The organism is Candidatus Acetatifactor stercoripullorum, assembly GCF_944382095.1.
Lineage (GTDB): Bacteria > Bacillota > Clostridia > Lachnospirales > Lachnospiraceae > Acetatifactor > Acetatifactor stercoripullorum.
Genome location: NZ_CALWMU010000022.1, coordinates 1 through 21,147 on the forward strand (window position 1 = coordinate 1; position 21,147 = coordinate 21,147).

Sequence of the window (21,147 nt, forward strand, 5' to 3'; positions counted from 1 at the left end):
ATCTCTCAAAAATCGGCAGATTGGCACTTTAGGAGGACATATCTATCTTTTCACTGCAGTTTGCGGAAACTCAAGAATTTCTATTTCAAACCATAAAAAACTTTCCATTAATCCATTCACAAATAGAGCCAAAGTAGAGCCATTTTGTAAAACAAATGCCGGAAACCCGCATATATACAGGCTTTCGGCATTTTAGTCCGTTACTCAAACTCAATCGTCCCAGGCGGCTTGCTGGTGCAGTCATACACCACCCGGTTGACCCCCTTCACCTCATTCACGATCCGGTTCGTCACCTTCCCAAGCACCTCCCATGGCAGCTGCGCCGCCTCAGCAGTCATGAAATCCGAGGTAGTCACCGCACGTAAGGCAACCGCATAATCATAGGTTCTCTCGTCGCCCATGCAGCCCACGCTTCTCATATTGGTGAGCGCTGCAAAGTACTGTCCGAGCCCCTTATCCACACCGGCCTTTGCAATTTCCTCCCGGTAGATGGCGTCGGCCTCCTGTACCATCTTGACCTTCTCAGCCGTCACCTCGCCGATGATACGGATGCCCAGTCCCGGCCCCGGGAAGGGCTGCCTGTAGACAAGGTACTCCGGAATGCCTAGCTCAAGTCCCGCCTTCCGCACCTCATCCTTGAACAAAAGCCGCAAAGGCTCAATGATCTCCTTAAAATCCACGCAGTCAGGAAGCCCTCCCACATTGTGGTGGGACTTGATCACTGCGGATTTTCCAAGACCGCTTTCGATCACATCGGGGTAAATGGTTCCCTGCACCAGATAATCCACAGAACCAATTTTCTTTGCTTCCTCTTCAAACACCCGGATAAATTCCTCGCCTATGATCTTGCGTTTCTCCTCCGGCTCCGTTACTCCCGCCAGTCTTTCATAAAAACGCTCCTGGGCGTTTACCCGGATAAAATTCAAATCGTAAGGGCCTTCGGGGCCGAATACAGCTTCCACCTCGTCGCCCTCGTTTTTGCGCAATAGGCCATGATCCACAAACACGCAGGTGAGCTGTTTTCCCACCGCCTTTGCCAAAAGCACCGCCGCCACAGAGGAGTCCACTCCGCCTGACAGCGCGCACAGCACCTTGCCGTCTCCTACCTTCTCTCTCAGCTCCCGGATGCTGGTTTCCACAAAGGAATCCATCTTCCACTGACCGCTGCACCCGCATATGTTGATCACAAAATTGTGCAGCATTTTCATTCCCTCCTGGGTGTGCATTACCTCAGGATGAAACTGCACCGCATAGAGCTTTCTTTCCTCATTTTCCATAGCCGCCACAGGGCAGACAGGGGTTTTTGCGGTCACGCAGAAGTCCTCCGGCGCCCTCTCAATATAATCCGTATGGCTCATCCAGCAGATCGTAGTTTCTGAAACTCCCTGGAACAAAGCCTTATGGGGGTCCACAGTCACCTCGGTCTTGCCGTATTCGCTCACAGGGGCCGTTGCCACCTTCCCCCCCAGCATGTGCGCCATAAGCTGGGAACCGTAACAGATTCCCAGAATGGGAATCCCAATCTCAAACACCGCCCGATCGCACAGCGGGGAATCCTCACCGTAGACGCTGTTTGGCCCGCCGGTGAAAATAATCCCCTTGGGATTCATTTCCTTCAGCTTCCCCAGGGGAAGATTATAGGGATGTACCTCGCAGTAAACATTGCATTCTCTCACTCTCCTGGCAATCAGCTGGTTGTACTGCCCACCAAAGTCGAGAACTATGATCATTTCTTTCTCCATCTAGCACCTCTTTCATCTGCCGTCCCCGGCAGGTGTCTGGTTGTATCTTCTGCTCCCTATTATAAAGACAATGCTGCTGCTTGTCAAAGCCTTATGGCTTTTCGTCCGAAATATCGTAACTGTTCAGCCCGCGCCATTCGCAAAGCCGCGCCAAGGCGCTTTTTCGCTGCTATGCAGCTGCCTTTGCTCATTATCAGGCGCTCCCCCCGGCTTCCTCCTTTACAAAATCAGAAAGAGGACGGAAGGTATAGCCCATCTCCTCCCATTTTGTCAAGAGCTCATCTATAATTTCCCCGTTTGTCTTGGAGGTATTGTGCAGAAGCACGATTGCCCCCGGGTGAATCCGTGTAAGCAGCTTGGAAAAGGCTTCCTCGTGGGTGGGCTGGTCATCCTGATACCAATCCACATAGGCCAGACTCCAGAAAAAGGTGGTATAGCCCAGCTCCTTTGCCATCTGCAGATTGGAAAGATTATATTTTCCCTGGGGCGGTCTGTAATACATGGAAAGCTCCTGTCCCGTAATCTCCTGAAACAAAGCCTCCACATCCCCTATCTCCTTTTCAAAGGACGCCCGGTCCGACAAAGAGGACATATCGGGATGGTGATATGTATGATTGCCTACGGTGTGCCCCTCCTCCACCATCCGCTTTACCAGCTCCGGTGCCGATTCCAGATAATGGCCTACCACAAAAAAGGTGGCTGGAGCCTGATGCTTTTTCAAGGCGTCCAGGATAGGCTCTGTATTGCCGTTTTCAAATCCGCAGTCAAAGGTCAGGTAAATCACCTTCTCTTCGCCCTGGCCGATATAATAGGTATCGTATTTTGCAAGCTCTGCGGCAGCTGCGTTGCCTGTGGGCTTTTCTCCTTCCTTCCCGAATCCGAGTCCCCAGTTTTCCGAGCTTAAAGCGTTTCCGGAAGTCTCCTTTGTGTCATATACTGCCGCTGCAATGGTTCTTCCCAAAAAGAACATGGCGCACAAAAAAAGCAAGGTGGGTAGAAATTTTTTCATAATTGCAACCATCTATTCTTAGTTTAAAACAATATATGATTGGCTTCTGCCCTTCATACCTGCCCTTTGAGCTCCCCAGCCCATAGAGCAGTTCCCATGGGCCGGGGAACAGGCGCCTTTATTTTATCAGTCAGCACTTTTTGTCTCCTTGGAGACAGCCGGCGCTTGAGAAGCAACAGTCTCCTGAGCTGCCGCCTCCTGAGGCACAGCCGGCTCTAAGCTGGTAACCGTCCCCTGAAGCGCGTTCGTGCCGCCGCCCTCCTTCTGCTCCAGCTTATAAACCTGCAGATAAATCCACCCCTTCAGCCCGTATTCACTGGTGTGCTTCAGACGGCAGGTAAGCTCACAGCTCTTTTTATCCGTCTCCCGCAGCTCTTTTAAGGCGCTTATGATATGGGTTCTGTCATCCTCCTGCAGGGATTCGTAAAATTCCTCCGGAGACACTGTGAATTCCTTCTCCACATCAAAGCCTCCCGTCTTGTAGATGGTGCACAGATGAATATCCGTCCGGTATCTCCACTGCAGAACCTGGGAATTTTCTCTCTGCCAGTACAAAAGTCCTGCATTTGCAAAGGTGGAATTCTTCATCATGCGCAGCTCCGTGGCCTCCACAAAGGTCATAATGATGCCCTCCACCGCATTGTAGTCCGTCCGGTAGGGCCGGATGCGCACCAGCCAGAACCTCCCGCCCGGTTCGGAAATCTCCCTGTCCAGAGGCTTTCTGGTACGGAATACCTCCTGAATGTCCTCCTTCCAGTTGGGATAGGTGTCCATCAGGGACAGATGGGAGATGGGACGTCCCACATCCACGTCCATAATATGGGTAATTCGGGGAATCATTGGGGTTATCTTGCGGATTCTGAACTGATCGTCCAGATACAGGGCGCCTACCTCCACATTATTCAACAGATTATCCATGTCCATATTCACATGGGTCATCTCATCCAGCTTGGACTGGTATTCGGAATTGACCGTGTACAGCTCTTCATTCACGGACTGCAGCTCCTCATTGGTGCTCTGCAGCTCCTCGTTAGCCGCCACCAGCTCCTCGTTGGTGCTCTGCAGCTCCTCGTTGGCCGTCTCCAGCTCCTCAATGGTAGCCTGCAGATTTTCCCTGGTGATTCGAAGCTCCTCCTCCAGGTCCGTGATCCGCTCTCCCGACAAAAGCCGTTCCTCATCGTCCACGCCGGACTCCAGGTCGGACAAATCCTTGATCTCAAAGGTTAACAGATAGAAAACCGCCTTGGCCGTCTCCAGCCGGTAGCCGGATATGATCACATTCTGATTGGGGAATTTGGGGAAGCCTGCGGCGCACACCGCCGACGCCTCCTGCTCACCGCTCTTTAGCTTGCGCAGTATGCCGTTTACGAAAATACCCAGCCCATGAGGCAGGTTGGCAAAAATGTTCTGGGTAAACACGCCCTGGCCGATCTGCAGCACCCGGCTGATATCCTTGCCTGTATACACAATATTGTCCCCTTCATTTACGATGACAAAGAGAGGCATGACCATGGAAAAGGCCTGCTCCACAATTTTCTCGATTCCCAGGCCCCGTTCATCGTTCTTCTCCCGGATGCGGTAGTTATGCACAAAGAAATTCCCGTAATCCCTGCTTAACCGCATGCCCATCAGAGCACTGCTCCCGGGCACCTCCTTTTTCTGGTAAATTTTATATTTCCGGCTTTGGGAGAGAAACACGTCGCTCATTTCCCCAATGGATTCGCTGTTTCCCATAAACAGGTATCCGTTGGGGTTTAAGGAATAATAAAACCGCTGCAAAAGCCCCTGCTGCACCGTGGGCTTTAAGTAGATAAACAAATTCCGGCACACCAAAAGATCCAGCTTGGAAAAGGGCGGATCCACCAAGACATCGTGCACGGAGAAAATAATCCTCTTCCTGATCTGCGAATTTACCTTATAGCCTCCCTCGATTTTGGTAAAATATTTCTGCAGATATTCCGCCGGCACGGCAGAAGCCACACTGTCCGCGTATACGGCAGCGCTGGCCACATTCAAGGCGTCCCTGTCAATATCTGTGGCAAAGATTTTAAAATCTCTGTCAATGTGGTTTTTCTCCATATAATCCGTAAGGAGTATAGCCAGTGTGTACGCCTCCTCCCCTGTGGAGCAGGCCACAGACCAGATCCGGTAGCCTCCCTTTGGGGGCTCAATATCCGGAAATACATGGGTTCTCAAATATTCAAAGGCGTCCTTGTCCCGGAAAAAGCCGGTGACGCCAATGAGAAATTCCTTTAGCAGGCACTCTCTTTCCTCTCTGGAATTTTTGAAAAAATTATAGTAATCGCTTAAGGAACGGAATTGCTTGATGCTTACCCTGCGCTCAAGCCTTCTTCTGATGGTCTGCTCCTTGTAATCAGAAAAATCAATTCCATACTTTTCCTTCAGGGAAACCAGAATGTTTCGGAACAGCTCATTATCCTCCTGAACCTCCTTCTTATTCAGCTCGGGATGAAAGAGATTCTCCATATAAGACACAATAGCCGCTCCCATGGCCGCCGGCTCCAGCACATAATCCGCATGCCCCGTCTGAATGGCGTTCACCGGCATACTGTTGAAGGTGGCGCTGCTGGGCTCCTGCACCATTACCATGCCGCCGTATTCCTTTATATACCTGCTTCCCTGGGTGCCGTCGCTGCCCGCTCCCGAAAGCACTACCCCGATGGCATATTTTCCGCAGTCCTCCGCAAGGGATTTAAAAAAGATATCAATCGCCAGATTCACATGGTTTACCCGCCCCTGGTCGGTGAGCATCAGACTGTTGCCACGGATGGTCATTTCCTTTTTGGGAGGAATCAAGTACACATGATCCGGCAAAACCTCCATCCCGTCCTCCACAACCATTACCGGCATACTGGTGCACTTGCGCAAAAGCTCATCCATAATGCTCTTATAATCAGGAGAGAGATGCTGTATCACTACATAGGCCGCTCCTGAATTTTCGGGCAGCTCCTTGAAAAAATCCTGCAGCGCCTCCAGCCCCCCGGCGCTGGCTCCGATTCCTACGACACAAAAACTATTATTTTCCCTGCTTTCTTCTCTGCTTTCTTCCTTCATTCCTCTGCTCTCCTTTTTTTCTCTACAGTCTGAATCAGTATCACGTATCCAAATGGCTTTTTGTCCTCAAAACCATAGGGCAGAATCTGTACAATAAACCGACTGCCTCCCTTTCCGTCCACAACCCGCATCACCTTCTGCCCTTCTCTGGCAGCTTTTACATCATCCCGCCACCCAAGGTAGCCCTCCATCAGATTGACAGCCGCTATATTCTGGTCCATGTCATATTCCCTGATATTGGTAATCTCCGGTATGCCCTCGGACATCTTCTTAATGCAAAAATCACGATCCAGAAAAACCGTCTGCAGTCCCATCAGCTCAAAAAAGTCTAGTCCTTCCCCGGAAAAATCCGGCATTTCATTGATCTTTCTCTGGTATTCCAGATTCACACGGGTAAGCTTTCTATTGGAGGCCGCAAGCTCCTGATTCGCCATCTGCAGCTCATCGTTCATCAGCGTCAGCTCCTCGTTGGTGCTCTGCAGCTTTTCATTGATCAGCTCGTACTTATCCCTGGTATCATCCAGCTCCTTTAATGCCTGATAAAGGTTCTCCTGGGAAATATCCAGCTCCCGCTCCAGCTTTTCCTCCTTACGGCTGAAAAGCTCATACTCATTGTTTTTCTTTTCTTTATCCTCCTGGGCCTCAAACCAGATCAGATAATAGCAGCGCTCTCTGATCACTCTGCCCAGCACATGAATATTGATGTTTCCGGCGCCCTCTTCTCCTTCCTTCACCACCATAATCTCCCGGCGTTCCCCGGAAGGCTCCAGATATTTTAACGCCATATCGATCAAAACCCGTGTCTTTCTGTCCACATTGTCAAAAAGATTTTTGGAGAATTCCCCGGCCTTGAACTGGAGATACTTTCCGGCTTCCTGTCCGGTATACAAAATCTCATGTCTTTCGTCCACAATAATGCAGGCCGGCATGCTGGCCGTAAGCAGCTCCTCCACTACCTTCCCCACAGACAGTGATTCCTTTACAGATGTCCGTACATTCAGGGAAATAGGGGCATCCTTCTGTTTTTTCCATATTCTCCCCTTATATTTTTCCTCACAGGCAAACCAGCTGCACAGCTCGTCAATATCCTCTCCCCTCCCCAGCACCAGATAGCCGTTTTGATTCAGCGCATAGGCAAAACGGGCGATCATGGTCTTTCTGCTGCGGATTCGGAATTTTTTCATCACATCTCTGCAGATCAGCAAATCCAGCCTGGAAAAAGGGGGATTCGTCAAAATATCATGCACGGAAAAAATAATCATATTTCGGATCACCTGGCTGACCTGAAAACCAGAATCCCTCTTTTGAAAATATTTGCGCTTCCATTTGTCCGGCAGCTCCATTATGTCATCTGGTTCGAAAAATCCTTTGATGGCTGCGGACACCATATCCTCCTCCACGTCTGTGGCAAAAATCTTTACCTTGTCATACCACCTGTGTTCCTCCATATAGTCAGACAGCATCATAGCCACCACATAGGCGTCCAGCCCGCTGCCGCTGCCTGCAACCCATATGCGGATACCGTTAAATTCCGGTTTTATCTCCTCTATAATATCTGAAATCTCTAAAAGATCGCTCCAATTTTTCTTATCTCCCCATACATTTCTCTCAATGCAGCCTGCCAGCTTTTTCTGCTCCTCCACAGAGCTCTCCAGAATCCGTCCATAATAATCCGGGGAGGCCACCCCGTTCTCCTCAAAACGCTCCAGAACGGATCTGATAAAAAATTCCTCCTTAAAGTCCGCGTAGGAGTGCAGCCCCACCTTCTTCAGACATTCCTGCACCCTGTGGTAAAATCTCTCCGATAGAAAGCCCTGGTATTTTTCCGTCCCTTCAAAATATTTTTTTCTCACATGATTGGCAATCCAATAGCCCATGTTCACCGGCTCCAGCACATAATCAAAAAGGCTGCTGTCCGAGGCGTCCCAATATCTTGCCCCCTTCTGCTTTTTCTCGGGCTCGCACAAAACGCAGAGACCCCCTGCTTTTTTCACCTGTCCGGCTCCATCCCTGCCGCTTTTTTCAAAATCAGAAAAGAGAACCGCCACTGCGTTTTCCCCGTACCTTCGCGCCAGCGCTTCAAAAAAATGGTCAAAGCTCCCACCGTAATTTTTCCTGTCCGCCAGATAAATTTCGCCGGAGTCCAGACTTTCCCCCGCCAGTACCGTTTTACAGCGGTGTCCAGTGTATACCTCCACCGTCTCTTCCAGCATCCTTCTTTCCTCTTGATTTTGTCCGCAGGTAAGCACAATGCTGGCTCCGCAGCAATCTATGATATCCAACGGCATTTCCTGAAAAAAGTATTTCAGCTTTCCCAGGTCAAAACGGGTCACGGCCACGCCGATCACCGAGAAATCCTGGGTTTCCTTTGTCTGTGCAGTATCAGTCATAAGCTCCGAAAGCTCACACTGAAAAATCATCGAAAGCTGCGTAAGATTTTTGGTGGAAGGCTCCGACAGGCCAGTCTCCCACTTGGAGATGGATTGTCTGCTGATATCCAGCCGTTCAGCCAGCTCCTCCTGTGAAATATTCTGTTCTGTCCTTTTGCGCCGGATATTCTCTCCTAATGTAATGCTGTTTCTCCTCGCTTTTTTGCCGGCTTCTCCTGTGAATCCATTCCCCATAATATTTCTCCGTAAAAATAACCGCACGCAGAAACTGCAGGTGCATTTCTAAATTCGCAATACTATTATACATCCTATAGTTAAAAATAGAAATAATTTATTCAGAAAATGATGAAAAGATTGTAAAAAAAGGAAACCGGCCCTTAAAACCGGTTTCCTTACATTTAATTTTCCCTGGAGCCTTAAGCCTGGCGCAGCTTGAACTGCTGCACCATCCCCTTCAAAAGCATTGCCTGAGCGGCCAGCTGCTGGCTGGTTGCCGAATTCTCCTGAGCAGCAGCGGAATTGTTTTGAATCACGCTGGTAATCTGCTCTACTCCCTCTTCGATCTCCTTCATGGTCTTTTCCTGGCTGGAGGAGCCTGCCTTGATCTGTTCTGCAGCTACCAGCAGCTCGCCAAGCTCCTGCAGCACCAGCTGCATAGCCTGCGCCGTCTCCTGTGCGATATCGTTTCCCCTCTGGATATCTTCTATGGATCTGGTGAGAAGCTTTCTGGTCATCACTGCGGACGCCGCACTGTTTTCCGCCAGCTTTCTGATCTGGTCGGCCACCACTGCAAAGCCCTTCCCCGCTTCTCCCGCTCTGGCCGCCTCAATGGCGGCGTTTAAGGACAGCAGGTTGGTCTGGGAGGCAATGTCCTCAATATTCCCTATGATTTCCTCGATTTCACTGGACGCATCCTTGATGCTGCCCATTGCGTCCGTCAGCTCATCCATCTTCCGGCAGCTGGCCTCCGCCTGCTCGTTGATTACCTTCACATTATCATTGGCCTGGTTGACAGCTGCAGTATTTTCGCTTACGCTTTCCGTAATCGTGATTACGCTCGCCAGCAGCTGCTCCACTGCTGCTGCCTGATCGGCAGCGCCCCTGGCCAGATCCTGGGAACAGCCCGACAAATCATCCGAGCCCACAGACACCTGCTCCGCCGCCTCATCAATTCCTGCCATCGTGGTGCTGAAGGAAATCGCCAGCGCTCTCAGTTCATCAAGAATAATGGCAAAGCTGCCCTTATATTCCGCCTCACAGGAGGTTCTCTGGTCAAAGTTGCCTTCATTAAACTGCCGTATAATGTGGGTCATATCATTTATGATCAAATTCTCCCCTGCAATCAGGCCCCGGAAGCTGTCCGCCAGATATCCCACCTCATCCTTCGATTCATGGTTGATATCGATGTTCAGATTTCCCGCCGCCAGCTCCATCGCCGCACCATCCATCTCAATCAAAGGAGCCAGCAGCTTCTTTGACAGGACGGTATAGCCAGCCCACACTGCAGTCACATTAATGACCAAAATCACAAGCTGACTGATAATATTCCCTGTCACTGAGCCCAATCCCATAATTTCAATAATGGATAATGTCTGTGACAGGATCAGGAGCAGCGTAATTGTGCCAAATATGACCTTTAAATTCCTTTTAAAGCTCTTCCTTTCTTTCATCATGACACCTCCGCATCTTTCTCGAAGATATGCAAATGGTTGTTGTTGAAGCATTTTGCTGTTTTAATTTATATTCTATTAATTAAAACAGTTGCATTCTATCAACTTCTCGCAACTTTTGGTTGCATTTGCCTCATAATTTGCTGCATATCCTCAAATCAGCTCCTCCATCTCTTTCCTTACCTTTTCAAACACCCTTAAAAGTTTTGGAGAAAAAACCCCGCATTCTCCCGCCATAATCATCATAAAAGCCTGCTCCGGCTCAACAGCCCCCTTGTAAGTGCGCTTCGACAGCAGTGCGTCATAGACGTCCGCCAGGGCTACCGTCTGTGCTCCTATACTAATCTCTTCTCCCTTAAGACCATCCGGGTAGCCTCCACCGTCATACCTTTCGTGATGATGCCTTGCAATATCGCAGCAGACATCATGAATCCCCTCGTCATCCAGGTACATCAGGTTGCGTATCATCTCATCGCCCTGTATTGTGTGCAGCTTTATGATCTCCCACTCCTGCCCCGAAAGCTTCCCCGGCTTTTGTAAGATTTCCTCAGGCACAGCAAGCTTACCGATATCGTGTATGGCAGAAGCATGCACAATAGCTTCCAGCGCTGGAGCAGTCAGACCATATTCCGGACACATCTGCATAATCCCCTTTCCCAGACATTCGGTAAATTTCCGAATCCTGTCCGCATGATGGTCCGGTTCCGGAATACAGAATTCCACCACGTTACTGACCGTATCAATGGTATTCTCATCCGCTTTCCTTTTTCTGCGCTTCACCTGTCTCACCTCTTTTCCAAGACAGCGCCTCATGGCATAGGATTTTGCTGCTTTTTCGGCAGCTTTTATGATAATTGTATTTTAACAGGGCATAAGGTTGCATACTATCAACTATTCAGCAACTTTCGATTGCATTTTTAGATATTTTAGGATGGTATTTTGAGTTGACTGTTTTTTTAACCATAAAACGCAACTTACATAAAAATAGGAGGACAGTCTCCCGTCCTCCCGTGTACTTGTCTAATTGTCAGCCCCCGCTGTCTGGGCCTGTACTTCCACAGGCGCAGACATATGGGCGGTTCTTTCACCCGTTCCTCCCGTTTCCTTGGGACAGCTCACCACTGCCGCAACCTTGTAATAATAGGCCGCTCCCGCTTCTACCGTGGTGTCCCGGTAAATATATTTCAGTTCTGCGTCACTGTCGGAAGCGCTTCCGTAAACAGGCGTAAGCTTTGTGATCACAAGCGCGTTTAAAATGGCCAGCTGGCCGCTGTTTTGGGCCGTTACCACAATATTTCCCGGCTCTTCCAGGGTAACCTGTGCCGTCTTTACCATATCCGCAATCAGCGGGCTCTGGCTTACGGTTCCCAGATTCTGTCCGTTCACGGTAATGCTGTTTCCATTATAGGCGCTGTTGCTGTATCCCGCGCCGGCATAAACCTCCACCTGATAGGTGCCCGCAGGCAGATACACCTCAAAGGTCAGCTCATCGGAGGCTCTGCACAAATCGGAGCATGCGGTTTCCAAAGCGGTTGCGGTCTCTCCGGCAGGTGTGATTCCTACGCCCACCCGGTTATAGTTGATCTCACCTGCGCTGGTAAAGCCATAGCCCGCAGATGCGCTGTAGGCGCCGTTGGTGACAGTAGTAAAGCCGGAGGCTGTGGTTTTGTTTCCAAAATCAAACTGTCCTGCAACATCGCCTTCCTCCCAGCCGATGATCTCCTGAGCATCTTCATCCTCGGCCACATCCAGCTCCTCTATATCCACCGTATCAAGCAGCGTATACCCGCCGTCTCCCTTGGCTCTGTAAATCTCATAGCCGGTGATCTCATGGCCGTACAAATCTCCGTCGCTTCCCGGAGTGAAGGTAAACTCCACATAGCCGTTTCCTGCCTCCACATCCCCAAGTTTTGGCGTTACCAGGCCCTGGGATAACAGATAGCTTACATTTGCAGGCTGATTGTAGCCTACGTTCTGCCATGCCACACCCTCTCTGTAGGCAAGATTTTCCAACAGACAGGGCACCACATAATCTGTCTGGATGGTGGTCATATAAATTCTTACCTTATTCTTATCTGCGGCGGTTCTGGTAATGATTTCCTCACGCCAGTCGCCCAGAATATCCGCAGCCAGGCCCATATTGCCCTTGGTTCCGTTGTTGGACAAAATTTCCGTGGAGGACAGCAGTGTCTCCTGCTCTCCCTCTTCGTAATTCCACTTGGAAAGCACCGTTCCCGTGGATACATAGGCTGTTTCGTTAAAAGTATGGTCCTGAATCTCACTTAACAAATCCCCATCCCAGAAAAGCGTAAAGTTCGACGCGGGAGTGGAATCCGACAAGGTGATCAGGCTGCTTAAGGACGACCAGGTGGAATATACCTCCCCCTCAGTAGAATTCCATGCAGGCTCATAGCTGCCGTCAAAGTCAGCGCCTACAATGGACCACCATTCAGCCCCTTCCCAGGTGGGATCGATGTCTGCGGCCACCCCTCGTCCGGTGTCCTGTCCGGTGTGATAGCCCATGAGAATTTCGCCCGTCTGTGCATCACGAATCTCCACCTGATACTGGGCGTCGCTGTGCTCATGTACGCTCATAATTTCCAGTCCGTCGTTCCAGGATACCCAGTCCGACACGTGCATGGCGTCGCCATGTCCAAGACTGGTGGTATACTTTAAGGAACCGTCATGGTCGATAACCAGGGCCCCATAAATAATCTCATCCTTGCCGTCCTCGTCAACATCGTTTACGCTCAGGCCATGGTTGCCCTGGGCCTCGTACTCCGTTCCCTCAGGGGGAAGCCCAAGAGCGTCCGTGTCAAAGGTCCAATAGGTGTCGATGGTATCCCCGATTCCGTCCTCATCGGTATCCTTCAGATAATAGGCCGTAAGGCAGGTTCTGGTGTAGTAGCCTCTGCAGAACACGGCAAAGGGCGTTTCTCCGTTTAAGTATGCGGTTGCAGACAAGAAGCGGTCCACCCGGTTGCCGTATGCGTCCCCCCATGCGCTCACAGTGCCTCTTCCCGGAAGATAGTCCACCGCGTCGATGAGACTGCCGTCATGGTCAAAAATGGCAAAATACTCCGGTCCCTCCAGTATATAGCCTCCAGAATTTCGGTAGTCGTTTGCGGCGCTGATGGTATTTACAGGCAGTTCCTGGCTGCTGCAGGCTCCCACATAGTCCTCCTGGGTAAGCCCCTGGGCTGTTCCGTCACTGCTTACATAGGAGGTGGTTCCATCTGCTGCCTTCAGGGCGATTTCCGCCTTGCCGTCGCCGTCATAATCCCACACCTGGAATTGTGTGTAATGAGCGCCGGAGCGGATGTTCACGCCCATGTCAATACGCCATAAAAGACTTGCAGCTCCGGTATTAAAATTCACATCATAGGCGTCGATATAGGTCTTTCCGGTATATCCTCCGGAGGAATTATCCTGGGCGTTGCTTGGATACCATTTTACCAAAAGCTCCAGCTTTCCGTCCCCGTCCAGGTCGCCCACGGACATATCGTTTGCGGAATAGCTGCAGGTGCTGCCGTCGGGCATGGTATCGTCCGCCGGACAGTACAGCGTAAGCTCCAGATATTTATTCTGCCATACGGAAACAGCCTCCGAGGCCAGTCCCAATGCGCTGTCGTTGCTTCCCTCCACACGATAGGTATCGGAAGCGCCGCCCCCTTCATCCACCAGGTTTGTCACCTTGATATTCTGGGCGATCAGGGTATTTCCCCTGTACACATTAAAGGTAGTGGTCAGATCATGATCGCTGTCAAAGTCAGCCTCATAGCTTCTCCAGCTTACATAAACACCGCTTGAAAGCTCGTTGCCCTGGGAATCCGTTGCGGATACATAGGTTTCTGCCCCGTCTGCGCCTCCCAGATAGATGGCCGTCACCCCTCTGTCAGAATAGCTCTCTAAGCCCCCTGCAACCAGCGTTCCGGTAACCGGGGTCACGCATACCTCCGACAGCTGTCCCAGACCGGTTCTGGTAAGGGCTGCTACCTTATAATAATAGTGCATATGGGTGGTCACCGTTTCATCCGTATAGGTCACGGCAGCGCTCTCTCCCACCTTCACAAACTCCCGAAAGCCTTTTTCATCCTCCGCCTTATCGGAACGATAGACAATATACTTCACAGCATCCTCTACCGCATCCCACTGTAAGGAAACAAATCTTTGCAGCTGCGTGGTATTTTCCGTGGGAGAGGTGCACACCAGATTCGCAGGCGCCGCAGCCTTTGGCCCTTCCTCCACCAGGGCCACAGTGATGGTCTCGCTGGGTGCGGACTCCGTTCCGTCGGCGGTCACTGCCGTCACATAGTATTCATAGGTCTCCCCCAGGGAGCCTGTCATGGCACGATAATTCAAGTCATTTATGCTTTCCGCAGGAATGGTTTTTACAATGTCAAAGTCCGTATCTGTGCTGTTCTTACAGTAAACATTGTAGGAAACCGCTTCCGCAATCCCATTAAAGCCTATGAGAAAGCTTACCGTTGCATTGGCCTCATTGGTGCTTAATTCCGTGGCCGCCAGACCTGTGGGAGCCAGCAAAATTCCGGTGACGGTCATGCCGTTAATATAAGCATTGGTTCCGCCCACTGTGAGATTCAGCTGTCCGTCCGTCACCCGCACGGTGTTGGTGCAGCTTCCCAGAGCAAGCTTTGTTGAAATGCTCCCCAGGGCATATCCCTCTGCAGTGTAGGAGGGCTTGATGGTGCTTGTGCCCGGCAGAAGGTCCCCCGCATACACAGTGACCTCATAGTCGCCGTTTGGCAGGTCCACTGCAAATTCTCCCGCTCCCAGACAGAAATCATCTGCCATGTCGGAGGAATCCTCATTACCGTTATCTGCACGGTAACGGCCATTGCCAGGAGCCGTAATCCAGCCGTACCCGGCAGAGGCGCTGTACATCTGATTCTGGGTTACCCCCGTCCAGCCTTCCATGGTGGGAGATGTGCCATAGTTGAAATCAAAGCGGTAGCCCGCCTCCTTGGTGGTCACCTCCACCTTGTCCGAAAAATCTCCCAATCCTTTTTCATTGAAGCCGCGCACCGCATATACATAGGTTTCCCCCGCCTCGCAGCTGTTGTCCGTATACTTGTTGGAGGAGGAAACAGAATACTTGGCCGCGTTTGCAAAGCTTACATCTGCCGCCGTCTCATTTTCCCCCAGCTGTTGTCTGTAAATATAATACAGCTCCGCGTCCGAAGCCACATCCCAGATCATGGTTACGCTGGTTGCGCCCACGGACGTAATCTCCAGGTTGTCCACATCCCCGGGAACATTTTCCGGAATGCTGATTACCACCCTGCTTTTTAAATCCGCAAGAGCCGTATCCGTGCTCTCTTGAATTCCCTTCGCCACACACTGGGCAAACTTATATGCCCCATAGTACTGCAGATGGGTGGAATCCGAAGCGCCTCCCGCATAAGCCCCGTCCGGGTATTCTCCTGCTGCCACCCACAAAAACAGGGATTTCGCCCCTTCAATGCCAAAGCTGTTGCACAGGGCAATGGAACGCTGTGTCAGGTCAATCAGGGGAATTGCCTGTTCAGCAGCCATAGACAGCATCACCTGGCGGTATGCCTCAAAATCACTGTGAAAGCTTGTGAGACTGCCGTCGCTGTCCGTGCTGTAGCTGTATCTGGCCACAGGCGTCACAAGCACCGGCGTCGCTCCCCTTTGCAAGGCTCCGTCTATGTAATACTGAAGCCAGTCCCCAAAATCCGAGGAGGCTACATAACGGTTGGGCCTGCTGTAGGTGGCATCATTGTGGCCCCACTGCACAAAGAGATAATCCCCCGGCTTAATATCCTCCAAAAGGTCATCCAGCTTTCCCTCCTCCACAAAGGACTTGGAGGAGCGTCCCCCAATGGCCCTGTTCTCCACAATCACATTCTGGGCCTCATAGACCTGGGCCTGACTGTAATCACAGTCCGCACATTCCCGCTCCGTTACCTCACCGCCAAAAAATAACGCCAAGGTCTCGCCCCAGCCGGTCTGGGGCTCATAGTCCGACTCATAGGTCTGCACCGTGGAATCCGACGCCAGATAAATAGTCGGCTTTGTGCCCGCCTGCTGGGTGGCAAGTCTGGTGACCTTTACCTTTGACACATAAACCGTCTTTGTCTGGGCATCCGTCACATCCGCCGCGCTGCTCTCCGCCAGAAATTTCAGGTCCAGCACACCGTCGATGAGCACCGCCGTAAAGGTAAGGGTTTTGCTCTCTCCCGCCGGAATTTCCGTACTGCTTACCTTTGTAATATCCTCCGCCTCAATATACGCATTGTATGCCGCAGAGGTTGGATTGGTCAACACCACCTCCACGCTGTAGTCCGCATTGGGAAGCTCCATGCCAAAGGCCGAGGTATTCTCATAGGTATACACCCCATAGCCCGTGCTTTCCGTTTCCGTCCAGACCTTGCTTGAGACAGCCAGACAGCCCTCTGCGTTCGTCACATAGGAAGCTCCCGCCTCCTGTTTACTCAGTTCCCGGGGATAATATACATTGTTTACCCAGCCCTGGGCCGTATTGTTGTACTCCACGTCAAGAAAGCCTAAGTTTGCCGTCTCTCCCGTGGAGGCGTCGACCACCCATTGCCCATAGGTATTGCTTTTGGTAACATCCGTGCCGAAATCAAAGGAATAAATCAGTTCATTCTCAGTAAAATCCGTATAATCCTGCTCCACTGCACTAAGGGACATAATGCCGTTATTCCCCGATACCGTATCTCCTCCCGAAACATTGCCCCCGCTGACAGACTGCTGCCACTGCTCCAGACTCATCAATCCGCCAGCCCTTGTGGTCAGTCCGTCAGACAAAAAGAGGCTTCCCGAAAGCAAAGAAGCGCTCACTGTAAACGCCACGCCTCTTTTCAGGGAAGCCCGTCTCCATTTCCATCCTTTCTTTCTGTACCTCATTTGAATTCCACCTTTCTTAAGCATTGTGCGCTCTACAGCCATATGCCGTACACAACATTTACCGAAACCCTTGTGCAGCATCCCCAAACTGCACAAAAGTTTCTCATATTTTTAATCATATCACCGCCATTTTTCTTATTCTACGCATTCAAAAATAAAAACTATGCAAAAATCACCAAATTTTTCGTTCCCTTTACTCTATTAAGACGGTGGACAGAGAATGGGCCGGCACCTCCAGCGTTTTCCACCAGCCGTCTATGCGAATAATCACCGGCAGATCATAATCCCTTCTGTTTAACAGCATAAGCGCCGTGGAGCCATCCGGCCGCCCAAACGCAATATGCTCCAAATCCTCACTGTACCCAGTGGAGGCTGTCCGCACACTGCCAGTGGGAAGAAAACGGCTGAATTGTCCGATATAGTAGTAGCTTAAACGAACGTCCAATTTTCCGGTTTTAGTATTCATCCGAATGGGTGCGTCGCAAAAATTCCCCACATGGTTTGGTCCGCCCTCTTCATCCAGCAGCAGATTCCAGTCTAAAAAGGCCCGGGTTCCGTTTCGCAGATCTCCAATGATCTCATGGGCATAGCGTTCTGCAGCGGCGCTCTGGCTGGGACAGGTCAAGTCCACACAGCATTCCGTCATCATCAGGCTCTTATCAGGCCAATTTTTCCTGATCAGATCCAGCGCCTCAAAATGGTCGCCGCTGTACCAGTGGAAGGCCGTTCCCCAGATATATTTAGAGGCTTCTTTGTCTGCAAATACTTCTTTTACATGCTCAAAAGCACGCTCCTTGTTGTGATCCCAAACCAAAACCTTTACATCATGAAACTGGGATTTTTCCAGGGCCGGGCCCAGATAATCCCGTACAAACTCCCCCTCCTCTTTGGCAGAATAAAGGCAGGAATCCCAGGTCTGCACAGCATATGGCTCATTTTGCACAGAAAGGTAACTGATCGGCACCCCCTCCTTTTGGTACAGCCGCAGAAACCGGATATAATACTCCGCCCACAAAGCTCTGTACTCAGGCAGTAAGGCTCCCCCGTGGTTCATTTCCCCATTGTCCTTCATCCAGCTGTGGACTCTCCTCCTGGCAGCAGGCGTAATTTCCCAGTGAGAAATCACAACTGTTCATATGGATTCTGCCAAAGGAGTATCCGATTCCCAGCTCCTTGTCAAAATACAGCCTTGCAAAGCGCTGCTTTTCTTCTCCGCTCAGTTTAGAAAAGCAGCGCTTTGGCATGGTCTTTGACAGAAGCGTTCAGCCGGATGCTTCCCTTATTGGGGATATCATAGATTATATTACCCCTCCCCTTGCCTCCTGCATCAACAACATTGCCGCACTGCTGGACTGCAGGACTATTGTTTTGGGCGGTATTGTTTCCGATGTGCTGGGGCCCCGGCTTGCAGACCGTATTCAGCAGGAATTGCAGGGTCTCTCCCGCTTTAAATATGTTTTCAGACGCCAGACATCTCCTGAAACAGGGCTTGTGGGCATTTCCTCCTTGATCACCGAGCAGAAAATTTCAGACCTCCTCACCTCCCAGAGCCGGTGAGCAAAGCACGGGTTACAGCCCGATGAGCGCGTCAAAGGTTCCCACCATGTTCAGGCGGCCGTATCCCCACTCCCTGTTGGGGTAGCTTAAATCACTGCTGCGGGAGGCCCCCCTGATCAGGTAATTTTTGATCTCCCGGCTTTCCACCAGCTCGTTGTTCCCCTCCACAATGGCCCACTGCATAAACTGGGCCACTGCGCCTGCGGTGATGGCGGCCGCCAGGCTGCTGCCGGTCTGCTTTCCGTAAATAGTGGAAATATTCACCCCGGGAGCGGCAAAATCAGGACGGATATCTCCCAGTCTGCTAAAGCCTCTTCCCGACTCCGCATAAAAGCTGTTATTGGCTGCATTGTAGGTGGAAACGCTGATAATATCCGCAGCCATGGACGGCTCCGTAAGAGTGGTATAGGGAGTGGATTCCAAAAAATATACCTGGGAGCTCATAAACGCCGTAATGGGCAGCCACATGTGAAAGGTTCCGTTGTGCACCTCTCCCACAGCCTCCACCCTGAAAGTCCAGATACCAGGCGTTGGGTCCTGTACCCGAAACAGAATCAGCTCCTCACCGGATGCGGGTTCCACCAGCACACTGTCCACCGTAACCCGGGTTCTCTCATACACAAAGCCATAGGTAATGCTCTGTCTGACACCCAGACGGCCTGCGGGAATGGTTTCCCCTCCGGGAGACCGGACGGTCACATGAAACACATCAGGCACGCTTCCCCACAGCTCCAGAAAAAATCCCCTCACATCCTCTGCCACCCTGATCTCCACATTTACACCGCTTGGGGCGGCTGTGGTCCGCTTTTCCAGAGCGCCTTGGTAATGATGGGCCGCATTTCCCTCATTGCCGCCGCAGACCACCACCGCCCGGTTTCTCTTCACTCCCACCCAGCGCAGATACCGGGCAAGGGCGGAGTTTCCCGCATGGTCTCCAAAGCTGGTGCCAAGCCCCAGGCAGATGACCACCGGACGGCGGAACAGTCTGGCAAAGCCGTCCGCATACTTTACCGCCAGCATAATGTCATTCTCCTGAAAAGCAGGCACTCCCTGGGGCACCAAATAGAAATCCCGCAGATACTGCTTGGCTTCCTTTAACTTTACCACCAGAATATCCGCATCGGGGGCGGCGCCCACATAGGCGGAGCTGCTTCCATTGACCAGAATGCTGCCTGCCGCCACTCCAGCCATTGCACTGCCGTGTCCGATTTCATCCCTGCTGGGCACAACGCTGTAAGGGTCCTGGGCCGCCAGGGCCCGGTTGATATCCTCTCTTGTGTATTCGGTTCCATACAAAAATCCCTCCGGAGGACTGCCCTCCTGAATGGTCTGATCCCAGATAGCCAAAATACGGCTCTGCCCATTTGCGTCCCGAAATACCGGGTTGGTATAGTCGATGCCCTCTCCTGTCAAGTGCCTGAAAGCATATTTTTTCATTTTTTTCAAGATTTTTACTCTTTTTTTCTTCAAAACAGATACCCGCTGTTAAGTCATTGTCTGAAAATACAGGCTTCCATGTCAAACAACTGCAAAATCAAGACCGACAGCCGCACACCTTTGAATTTTCTTTCCAGAAGATTTCAATACGCTGTTCATCGCAGACTACAATTTTATCTATATAGCGGTCTATCATATCCTTGGTAAGCCTCTCAAGCTCTCCCTCTGTCTCCAGTTTGTCCTGCATCATAAGCAGAATATACTGCTCTAAGAACATTGCATTGGCCTTATCCACACAATGATCCATTGCATTGGAATAGCGGTTTTTACAGGTAAAATATGGGTTAAGACCTGCTCGGTAACTCAGATTTCTGCTGCAGCAGCCGCAGACCAGCTTCCCGGTAAGCGGATGTGTGGGATGACGCTTGGGATTCCTTTTCTTTCCACGCCCCTCCTGCACCTTGTCAAACACTTTCCTGTCAATAATCGGTTCATGGTGGCCGTAACTGACCAGCCATTCTTCACGGGGCTTTATGTGGTTTTTCCCGCCCACAAAGTCCTTTTCGTATTTCTTCTGCACTATGCTGCCGATATATATTTCATTTCTTAATATCTGGCATATAGTGCTGGCAGTCCACATAAACCGGTTCCCTTTGGGAATCCTGCTGGTTTTTCCTTTTTCCATCTTAAATTCAATGGGCGTCTTTACATGGGTCTCATTAAACAGTCTGGCAATCTCCGATGCCGTATATCCCTCTACGGTTAAAGAGTAAATGCGTCTGACAACCTCTGCTTCGTCCCCGGCAATCAGCAAGGCGTGTCTGTCCTTTGGGTCTTTCTCATAGCCAAAAGGGCTGTTTCCGCTTACATACTGCCCCTGTTCCTTCCGCACAGCAAGGGCGGAACGCACCTTCCCTGATAAATCCTTGCTGTAAAGGTCATATACAAGATTTTTAAAATTCACATCAATGTCCGCAATGCTGCCCTGATAATTGTCACTGTCATATTTGTCATTTAAGGAAATGAAACGGACGCCCAAAAAAGGGAATATTTGTTCAAGGTAAGAACCAAGCTCTATATAATCTCTTGCAAATCTGGAAAAATCTTTCACAATGATACAGTTAATTTCATTATTTCTTACCCGCTCAAGCATATCCTGCACACCTGGGCGCTCAAAGTTTGTTCCCGTATAGCCGTCATCACAAAACTCATGCAGGTCATAATCTGCAAAATGATCCTTCACATACCTTTCCAGAAGACTTCTCTGCATTGTGATGCTGTTGCTTTCTTCCTTGCATCTGTCATCTTCTTTTGACAAACGGATATAGATTGCAATCTGATACCTTTTCATT

13 protein-coding genes are annotated in these 21,147 nt (G+C 50.7%); 2 read left to right on the plus strand and 11 right to left on the minus strand.

Annotation, left to right across the window (positions count from 1 at the left end; genetic code table 11):
- Positions 1 to 196, plus strand: a 196-nt coding sequence (locus SHK35_RS08040) for a hypothetical protein (protein ID WP_318709372.1), incomplete at its 5' end; no start/stop codon positions are given.
- A gap of 4 nt (positions 197 to 200) precedes the next feature.
- Here the strand turns inward: SHK35_RS08040 and guaA are convergent.
- The 9 genes from guaA to SHK35_RS08085 all read right to left on the minus strand — a co-directional run bounded on the left by guaA (position 201) and on the right by SHK35_RS08085 (position 18,045).
- Positions 201 to 1,742, minus strand: coding sequence for a glutamine-hydrolyzing GMP synthase (gene guaA, locus SHK35_RS08045; protein ID WP_318709373.1), 1,542 nt, complete (start codon positions 1,740 to 1,742; stop codon positions 201 to 203).
- 193 nt (positions 1,743 to 1,935) lie between these two features.
- Positions 1,936 to 2,751 carry a polysaccharide deacetylase family protein gene (locus tag SHK35_RS08050; protein ID WP_318709374.1) on the minus strand — a complete coding sequence of 272 codons (816 nt, stop codon included), beginning with the start codon at positions 2,749 to 2,751 and terminating at the stop codon, positions 1,936 to 1,938.
- A gap of 126 nt (positions 2,752 to 2,877) precedes the next feature.
- The gene (locus SHK35_RS08055) at positions 2,878 to 5,826 is read right to left on the minus strand and encodes a chemotaxis protein CheB (RefSeq protein WP_318709375.1); all 2,949 of its coding nucleotides are present in this window, start codon (positions 5,824 to 5,826) and stop codon (positions 2,878 to 2,880) included.
- Positions 5,823 to 8,450 (minus strand): CheR family methyltransferase, encoded by a 2,628-nt coding sequence (locus SHK35_RS08060; RefSeq protein ID WP_318709377.1) that lies wholly within the window; start codon positions 8,448 to 8,450, stop codon positions 5,823 to 5,825. The genes SHK35_RS08055 and SHK35_RS08060 overlap by 4 nt, the downstream gene beginning before the upstream one ends.
- A gap of 182 nt (positions 8,451 to 8,632) precedes the next feature.
- Positions 8,633 to 9,889, minus strand: coding sequence for a methyl-accepting chemotaxis protein (locus tag SHK35_RS08065; RefSeq protein ID WP_318709378.1), 1,257 nt, complete (start codon positions 9,887 to 9,889; stop codon positions 8,633 to 8,635).
- Positions 9,890 to 10,039: 150 nt separating this feature from the next.
- A complete protein-coding gene (locus SHK35_RS08070) occupies positions 10,040 to 10,666 on the minus strand; it encodes an HD-GYP domain-containing protein (protein WP_318709379.1) in 627 nt (208 codons plus the stop codon).
- Positions 10,667 to 10,906: 240 nt separating this feature from the next.
- Complete coding sequence (locus SHK35_RS08075; protein WP_318709380.1) at positions 10,907 to 16,801, minus strand: rhamnogalacturonan lyase family protein; 5,895 nt, start codon at positions 16,799 to 16,801, stop codon at positions 10,907 to 10,909.
- A 193-nt stretch (positions 16,802 to 16,994) separates the two neighbouring features.
- A complete protein-coding gene (locus SHK35_RS08080) occupies positions 16,995 to 17,873 on the minus strand; it encodes a glycoside hydrolase family 30 protein (protein WP_318709381.1) in 879 nt (292 codons plus the stop codon).
- A complete protein-coding gene (locus SHK35_RS08085) occupies positions 17,827 to 18,045 on the minus strand; it encodes a hypothetical protein (RefSeq protein ID WP_318703074.1) in 219 nt (72 codons plus the stop codon). The genes SHK35_RS08080 and SHK35_RS08085 overlap by 47 nt, the downstream gene beginning before the upstream one ends.
- Here SHK35_RS08085 and SHK35_RS08090 point away from each other — a divergent pair.
- A complete protein-coding gene (locus SHK35_RS08090; protein ID WP_318709382.1) occupies positions 18,044 to 18,358 on the plus strand; it encodes a hypothetical protein in 315 nt (104 codons plus the stop codon). The two genes, SHK35_RS08085 and SHK35_RS08090, sit on opposite strands and share 2 nt — an antisense overlap.
- A gap of 12 nt (positions 18,359 to 18,370) precedes the next feature.
- Here SHK35_RS08090 and SHK35_RS08095 read toward each other — a convergent pair whose 3' ends face one another.
- Entirely contained in the window at positions 18,371 to 19,795 is a 1,425-nt protein-coding gene (locus SHK35_RS08095) for a S8 family peptidase (protein ID WP_318703087.1), read from the minus strand.
- A 97-nt stretch (positions 19,796 to 19,892) separates the two neighbouring features.
- Positions 19,893 to 21,146 carry a recombinase family protein gene (locus SHK35_RS08100; protein ID WP_318709383.1) on the minus strand — a complete coding sequence of 418 codons (1,254 nt, stop codon included), beginning with the start codon at positions 21,144 to 21,146 and terminating at the stop codon, positions 19,893 to 19,895.
- Position 21,147 lies beyond the last annotated feature (1 nt).